This is a genomic window from Litchfieldia stipae (assembly GCF_014837155.1).
In the GTDB taxonomy this organism is placed as follows: Bacteria; Bacillota; Bacilli; order Bacillales; family Bacillaceae_L; genus Litchfieldia.
Genome location: NZ_JACYHA010000043.1, coordinates 1 through 7,850 on the forward strand (window position 1 = coordinate 1; position 7,850 = coordinate 7,850).

The 7,850-nt window shown below is 37.0% G+C and carries 6 protein-coding genes; 2 read left to right on the forward strand and 4 right to left on the reverse strand.

All coding sequences use genetic code 11. The features are described from left to right. Nucleotides 1-221: 221 nt before the first annotated feature. A complete protein-coding gene (locus F7888_RS22080; RefSeq protein WP_191783526.1) occupies nt 222-1,097 on the reverse strand; it encodes a hypothetical protein in 876 nt (291 codons plus the stop codon). 164 nt (nt 1,098-1,261) lie between these two features. Next, on the reverse strand, nt 1,262-3,307 hold the full coding sequence (locus F7888_RS22085) for a choice-of-anchor I family protein (RefSeq protein ID WP_191783528.1): 2,046 nt from the start codon (nt 3,305-3,307) through the stop codon (nt 1,262-1,264). 331 nt (nt 3,308-3,638) lie between these two features. On the opposite strand from F7888_RS22085, the gene F7888_RS22090 reads away from it, so the two are divergent. Beyond that, nucleotides 3,639-4,616, forward strand: a complete 978-nt coding sequence (locus F7888_RS22090; protein ID WP_191783530.1) for a metal-dependent hydrolase — start codon at nt 3,639-3,641, stop codon at nt 4,614-4,616. A gap of 22 nt (nt 4,617-4,638) precedes the next feature. Continuing rightward, nucleotides 4,639-5,775: an MGDG synthase family glycosyltransferase gene (locus F7888_RS22095; protein WP_191783532.1), complete on the forward strand. Its 1,137-nt coding sequence runs from the start codon at nt 4,639-4,641 to the stop codon at nt 5,773-5,775. Nucleotides 5,776-6,038: 263 nt separating this feature from the next. On the opposite strand, the gene F7888_RS22100 is transcribed toward F7888_RS22095, so the two are convergent. Continuing rightward, a complete protein-coding gene (locus tag F7888_RS22100; RefSeq protein ID WP_318246348.1) occupies nt 6,039-6,722 on the reverse strand; it encodes a DNA-binding response regulator in 684 nt (227 codons plus the stop codon). A gap of 303 nt (nt 6,723-7,025) precedes the next feature. Further along, a complete protein-coding gene (locus F7888_RS22105) occupies nt 7,026-7,487 on the reverse strand; it encodes a DinB family protein (protein ID WP_191783533.1) in 462 nt (153 codons plus the stop codon). Between the last annotated feature and the right edge of the window lie 363 nt (nt 7,488-7,850).

Genomic DNA, 7,850 nt, shown 5'->3' on the forward strand with positions numbered 1-7,850 from the left:
CTTGGTTACAAATTAGGGGTCATTTCGTCGACGATTTGACACCCCGCATCATACCAAGAGGGCTCTTTTTGTTCAAGTCCCCGAAAACCCTTCTAACAGGAATGCTCCTTTTCTAGCTCCTTCGAGTATAAGCTTGATATATAAATTTTATATAAATTCAATATAGTTATGTTTGCAATATATAAAAACCACTAATCAATGATTAGCGGTTTTACATTTACTTACCCTAGCTTACTTCTTTCAACTTCCACCCGACTAGAATATAACTTATCCAGAATATACGTATAAAAGTACATTCCCCATATTGAAATGGATGTAGAGACCCAAAACCATCCCTCTTTGTAGTTAATTAATTCAAGCTTCATCGCAAAATAATGCAACATATAAAGGAATACAATCACTGCTATTTTCCATTTCCACTTAATTCCTGCAAAATAAATAAGTATAATAAGCGAACCAAGTATTAACATATACAAACTCGATAATAGAATAAGACTATGTTGTTTATCAGGGAGCAAATGCTCGCTAAATTTCTGAATACCAGTTATGCGTAACACCCAAACAAGAGTATTCTGATGCAATGTCAACAATCCAAGAAAAATCGCTAGGTACCAAAGAACACCTTTCAGTCGGGTAAAACAAATACGATAAGCATGCTTTACTATCCAAAAAAAGAATGTTAAAAAAACAACGGTCATCCACGTTCGATACCAGTTTTGTTCATATACACCCAAAGCTTTAAATAATTCCTCAATCAAACCATAGAGAAGTGCAAATACTAGATACCAATAATGCTTCAGTTTCAATGAGGCAAGTAGTAAGGCTGTGGCCGATACTGAAAACTGTGAAAATAGATTTCCGGCAATCGAATCATCTGGTGGAGAGTTCGGAACAAGCTTCGGATAATATGTATAAGCTTTTAAAACAGATAAAATCATCATTTCAAATAAAAATGTCATCCCACTAACCGTTAGATACAAAGCAAAAACAGGTCTTCGTTGTTTGACATTGAAAAAAATAATTACTAACTCAATAATCGTCGTAATGCCAAGTAGGATAAACCAAATGGTATGACTCCAGAAGTCAGTTCCCATCATTTTTAACATCGCCCCTAGTCCGGCAAGCCAGTTTGATTATATCGTGCCTCTCTTTTAGTTAATTATGACCACTAATTTATGATTTTTATCTGAACATTTCTGACTAGACGAAAAAAAGATCCCCCTATAAGTCAGAGGGACCTCAGTTGATTGGAAATTTCACCTTAGATTGCTTTTCTTCTATTTACGAATATTCCAATCGCACCTAAAACGAATAAAATGAAGCCAATTGCGATGAGATTAAATTGGTTTGTTGCTGTATTTGGTAGTTTATGTCCTGAATTGTTTTTATCAGTTTGTTTTTCATTCGTATTGGAGTCTTTATCTTCAGTTACACTTCCACCTGTATTCGCGTCTTCTTCTGTTAGTTCTTCATCTGTATTAGTATCTTCATCTTCTTTTGGTTCTTCACCTGGATTTGTGTCTTCATTTTCTGAAGGTGTTTCTTCTCCTGGATCCGTGTCTTCATTTTCCGAAGGTATTTCTTCTCCTGGATTCGTGTCTTCATTCTCTGAAGGCGTTTCTTCACCATTGTCTTCAGGTTCTTCTGGTGTTGTTGGTTGAATCGCCACTTGATATTCATTCACCGCAACCGTTCCACTTACCTCATTTCCTACAATTACAAGTGGACGACCTGTTGGACTAAGATCTTGGGAAACAAATTCAAGGCCTTCTGGTGCTACGTCTCCTGCAATTTTAGCAGAGAAATCTCTACTATTTAGATAGTTGGCAAACTGCGCATTTCCTGGATTTGAAATATTATAGGTCATGACACCACCAATTCGCTCAAGACCGATAAATGCATAGACTTGATCACCAATCACTCCAACCTTTACATCTTCAGGCTCCGGACCTTTTTTCGCACTACGCTTGTCCATTTCATCGTCATCATTTGACCAGTTGAAATAATCTGGAAGGCGTTCTGCTGTGATCTGTTCGAAATCACTTCCACTGTCATAAACAAGTTCCATTGTATCAGCCTTCCAAATCGAGAAAGAACGGGCGCCCAATGTATAAATCGCATCTGTACCGCGATCTGTTAGTACTTCAAGCTTGTCATAATCCTTAGAACCTTTCATTCTATCAAATACTGCTTGTGCTTCTTCAGCAGACATCCCTTGGAAAGACTTCGTAAGAGTAATAGAGTCCTTGATATCTTTAAAGTCTGCTACATTTAGAAATTCGGATTCATCCTCACCCCACTCTGTTGCATCTCCCTCATTACCCGTAACTAAATATTCTGTGCCACCAATATTTACGGATGCAACAGCATCTGGCATATAAGCTCCTAAAATAGGAAGATTTTCAAACTCTATTTTCCCATTTCTCGCAGCATCAAGTTCATTTCCAGGCACAGAATGATCTTTATATCCAAGAGACTTTACAGATAAAACCTTTCCATTTTCAATATCAATTGTCGCAATGGCATTATTCTCCTGCAAAGTGACATATGCCTTTTTTCCATCCTTAGATACGGCAATGTATTCAGGTTCTAAGTCCTTGATTGCATCCGCTTTCGTCCCATTATTGCGAATGTGAACATCATCCGCAATGACACTTTCATCATCAAATTTCACTCGTTTACTATTTCCAGAATTCATATCAACAATGGTAATTGAGCCTTCTGGATCAACATTTCCTAAACCAAGACGTGGTTCAGCCTCATCCGCAGATAAAATATACTTTCCATCTTCAGTTATTTTAACCATATCAGGTTGAATACCAGCTTCATATTCAGCTTTCATTTCCCCATCATAGTCAATAACAACGATCTTCCCAGGCTTTGTATAATCTTTTTCTTGAACAGCTACTGCAATCATATCCTGAGACGTACTAATATCGATGCTCGTTAAATCTCCATATGTAAAATTGTTATCTTGGATGGCCTCTGCAATATTAATTGATTTTTCTTTTTGAAGCTGTTGAACGGTATCAGATGACGTTAAACCTTCTAGACTTACAATATCAAGTGTTTGTTCCTGACCATTAATGACGTAGAATTTTTTGTTATCTGAATTGTATTTAACAATTTCAGCAACCCCACCATCCTCATTGGCCTCACCCATTTTATAACCCGCTATTTTTTTGACTTCCAATGCGTCTTGATATCCCGTTTCTGCTGCTCCAGCATACATCGGAATTCCTGATACTAATAATGTTCCCGTAAGAATGACCTTACTAAACAAACCGAATTTCTTGCTACTCTTCATCCAATCTCCTCCTATGTTTTCATCCATGAAAAACACATATTTTTACACCTATCATCTAGATGCAACATATTTTGACAACCTGAATTAGTTTATCATTTAAATATTCAGAATCTTGTCTTGTTTTTGTTAATTTATTGTAATTTTTATGTTACAGTTTCACTGATTTTCCTCCAATGCCTCGTCTATTTAAACAGAAACTATACATAACCTTTACATTGAATTATGAATGAAGGAACATACACCAACTATAATGAAGAGGAAATATACCATATCTTATGTGGATTCACCTCTAGCCTATTTCAGAATAACACCAATGTTAAGGAGTGATTGGATGGATACGAGTTCACACGTCATTATGGGATTGGGATTAGCTGCACTTGCACAGATTGATCCCGTTGTTGCTAATCATTCTACCCTGTCCCAGGCCGTCATGTTCGGTACAGTGATTGGTTCAAATGCCCCTGATTTCGACTTCGTCTTTCGAATGAAAGGGAAAGGCAGCTATATTCGGAACCATCGCGCCTTGTCTCACTCCTTGCTGACATTGCCACTGTGGAGCATCGCGGTTTCAGGTATCATCTATTTAATTCTTCCTGATTTATCGTTTCTTCACTTATTCTTATGGACATTCCTAGCTGTCATACTGCATGTGTTTTTTGATTTATTTAATGTACATGGAACTCAAGTATTACGCCCCTTCTCCAAAAAGTGGATTGCATTTGACTCGATTCCCTTAGTGGATCCTATGATTCTATTTCTTCATTTGCTTGGTTTTTGTCTGCTTCCATTTTATGAAATGGGCATCGTATTCTTCGTCGTTTATTTATGTATTTTTCTTTACCTTGCTATTCGGACTATCTCGACAGTGCTCACAAAGAGAACATTACAGCTCCATTTTCGCCATGCCATTCGCATCAAACTAATCCCACGGATTTCCTTATTTCATTGGGATGTAATCATTGAGACTGAAGAAGATTTTATATTTGGCGTGTTCTCAAAAGGAAGCCTTAAGGTTGACCATTCTCTGTTTAAACAAATAGAGTTTCCAGATCTCGTTTCTGACAGCAAAAGTCACCCTTTTGTTTCTGCTTTTCTTTCTAGCACTCATTATGCTTATCCATTTGTTCACACTAGAAAAAATGGCTATCTCATCTATTGGAAAGACCTTCGATTCCGTTCAAATAAGTTCTTTCCCAATCTTGCTATTCTCTCTGTTTCAGCTGATTACAAAATTAAGAACGGCTTTATCGGTAGCCTCTACTCCTTAAAGCAATACAAGAAGGTCATTAAACAATTAGAAAATACATGAATCTTAAAAAAGGGCTGATCTTATGAAAAAGAATTTATTAATTATTTCATCTGATATTACCGGACATGGTCATAAAAGTATCACAGAATCTCTGTGTGAGAGAGTCCCATCACAAGAAGTAAATATTATTGTAGTAGATGGATTTTCACTTGGTAAACGATTGCTTCTAAAAATCGGCCAATCCTACGGTCCCCTTACTAGAAACTCTGAAAGTCTATGGAAAATGATTTGGAAGCTATCAGCTTTAAAGCCACACTTAGTAGACCATTTTGTTGAATCGCTAATCAGGGATAACTTTCTTCAATTACTAGAAGAGGTGAAGCCAGACATCATTTTATCTGTTCATCCTAACTTTAACGGCTCCATCTTGAATATATTAGAAAAACAAAACATAAAGATTCCCTTCTTTACTCTGATTGCCGATCTTGTGAATATCTTTCCTCTCTGGGCAGACAAAAGAGCCAATTATATTATTAGCCCTACGTTTGAAGCTCAAAATAAATGTATTGAATTCGGGATTCCAGATGAAAAAATAAAGGTTTCTGGTTTTCCTGTGAGAGCTCGTTTTTTCCCTGCGAGCCCAAATCAACGTAGATTCTATCAACCGGGAGAGCCATTAACATGCTTGATAATGAGTGGTGGTGAAGGTGTAGGAAATATGAAGAAAATAGCCGAAAGTCTGCTACTACACTTTGATTGTAACGTCAAAATTGTAGCTGGAAAAAATGCGAAGCTTAAAACGAAGTTAGAAATGTCACTTAAAGCAAGGTATGGTGACCGTGTAGAGGTGTATGGCTACATCCAAAATATCCAAGATTTAATGCTAGCATCTGATATCGCCTTCACAAGAGGCAGCCCAAATGTCATGTTCGAGGCAATCGCCACCAATACACCCCTAATCATCACCGGAGCTTTGCCAGGTCAAGAAGAGCATAATCCAATCTTTGCCGAGAAATTTAATTTAGGCGTAGTATGCAAAGACCCTAAGGAAATTAAATACACACTAACAAATTTATTAGAAAACAATGGTCAAAAACTAAATGAAATGATCATCAGCCAACGAGATTTTATCAATTCCAATGCCGCTGAGGACATCCTTCACTTCATTCTCAATGTTGGTGAGGCTTATCATGAAAACGTGATGGGGAAGCTTTCTTGACTGGTGAGGCTTGGGGTGGTGATTAAGGGGCGAGGTTTTGGTTATTTGATGGATGGGACTCGGGCTAGTAATTAATAAGGGAAGGTTTTTCCGTTATTTGCAAAATTGAGCTCATATTGAAGTAAATAACGGAAGATTTTCCGGCTATGTGAGAAAAAACCGTCTATTTTCTCCTTTTTTGAAGTAATAGGCGGAATTTCTTCCTCTATTTTAGCTATTTTCTGTAATTTTTTCTAAATTAGCGGAAATTTTCCCTCTATTTATCAAACCTTACGCTTAACCTGATCAGCCAATCGATAAGAGCGTACCCTCTTAATCCCTGATGCCGGAATCAATATCCTTTTTTCAACTAATTGAGAAAGCACTTTTCTTACCGTCTTGTCACTTAGCTTCAAATACTTCTCAACCTCTTTAGGGGATATGGCTACTCCTTTTCGAACCGCTATTCGAATTACTTCCTTTTCGAAAATCGTCAAAGAGGACTCGTCCAGTTCATCACCAAGCCATCGTCCAATCACTTGCTGAACAATCTGTTGACATCGACGAGGCTTCTCATTCACTTGATCATAAGAAAAGCGGATCACAGTCCATCCATCAATCACTAACTGATTCTGCCGTTCCAGGTTGTCTGAAAATTGCCATCTGCTTATATTCCTTAGGTGCGGACCATAGCCATCGACCTCAATACATATCCGGATGCCCGGACGAATATAAGCAAAATCCAAATACCTTTTACCATCCTTGAAATCATCGACTTCATATTCTGGATGAAGATACTTGAACTGGAAAAAGATTGGCCACCATACTTGCTTCAAAAACAGCATTTCAGCTTGACTATGCCCTTCCTCCAAACGCCGCAATCGCTCACCGGATCTTACCTGCAAATGAGCATTCAAAAAGTCCAGATATTCTTCTTCAAATCCCATAGGATTCCTCCTCCTATCCAATGGTCATATCCTCAATTTCACATACAAAGTTGATACATTCAATGGAACGTCAGACGGATTTTAAAAACGAATGATGATAAAGCGAGTGAAAAAAAGTGGTTCAATGTGGCTTAATTTGTAGAAGTAAAATCGGAGTAAATTTGAGGATAGAACTATTTTTAGTTTAATAAAATTCTTACATTTGTCAATTCGCTTTCCTTATTTTCTGACAAATCTTTAAAAATTCCATTTTCGTAAAAAAACGACTTACAAACTAGCCTCTCCAGCTTTAAGGAGAGGCGGTTGAACACGAGTTAGAACTTGTTATAGTAACCATTTTTTAATATCATTGATTGCTTGCAGATGCATTCCTTCGTGAAAGATAGTTCGAATTAATACTTGTTCAATTGTTCTCATCCCCATTTCAGTAGGAGGATATACTTCTTCTAGTCGATGACCAAAATTTTGCATCAAGTTGGTAGGTTGTCCTTTCAACAACTTCTTTAATTCTATATAAGAAGGTGTTTCAGTTGAAAAATGAATCGGTGTCGTGCCATAACCAAACCAATCTCGAAAATTATCTGGAACCTCTGTTTTCTCCTTTGTTAAAGCCTCAATCCATAGGTATTGATCCAAATAAATATGTCCCATGTTCCATCTAATATTATTCTTAAAATTATTGGGGATGACCTCAGCTTCTTCTGCACTTACTCCATTTAAACTATCTAAAACATCAGCTCGATAAGTTTCTAACTGTTTGAAAAGATTTATATGCCGTTCTTTCATCTATCTCACCTTTCGAGAAATTATTTATATTACTAATTCTGCACCATTCATTTTTTCCCTTCTTGGAATGACAGTGAAAAGAAAAAAAAGCAATGTCTACAACTTTTAGAAAAGCAGGTCACCTTGATTGATATATTAAGATACAGAAAAAGAAGGTATTTAATTACCTTCTTTCAGACTGTTGACAAATTCGAATAAATTCGGGATTGTTGGCAGTCTTTTTGTATAATTAAGGTACAGAGAAATTTATTAGGGTGAATGAAATGCTAACTAAAAATACACAGATGAATCGTGACCAAATAGAAATGATAGCTTTAGAACAACTTGTGCCTGCGGACCATTTGGTCCGCAAGATTGAGGCTG

Excerpts from the sequence above, each read along its gene's own strand:
- F7888_RS22105 (WP_191783533.1), bottom strand. The coding sequence starts at position 7,487 with ATGAAAGAACGGCATATAAATCTTTTCAAACAGTTAGAAACTTATCGA.
- F7888_RS22080 (WP_191783526.1), bottom strand. The coding sequence starts at position 1,097 with ATGATGGGAACTGACTTCTGGAGTCATACCATTTGGTTTATCCTACTT.
- F7888_RS22090 (WP_191783530.1), top strand. The coding sequence starts at position 3,639 with ATGGATACGAGTTCACACGTCATTATGGGATTGGGATTAGCTGCACTT.
- F7888_RS22095 (WP_191783532.1), top strand. The coding sequence starts at position 4,639 with ATGAAAAAGAATTTATTAATTATTTCATCTGATATTACCGGACATGGT.
- F7888_RS22085 (WP_191783528.1), bottom strand. The coding sequence starts at position 3,307 with ATGAAGAGTAGCAAGAAATTCGGTTTGTTTAGTAAGGTCATTCTTACG.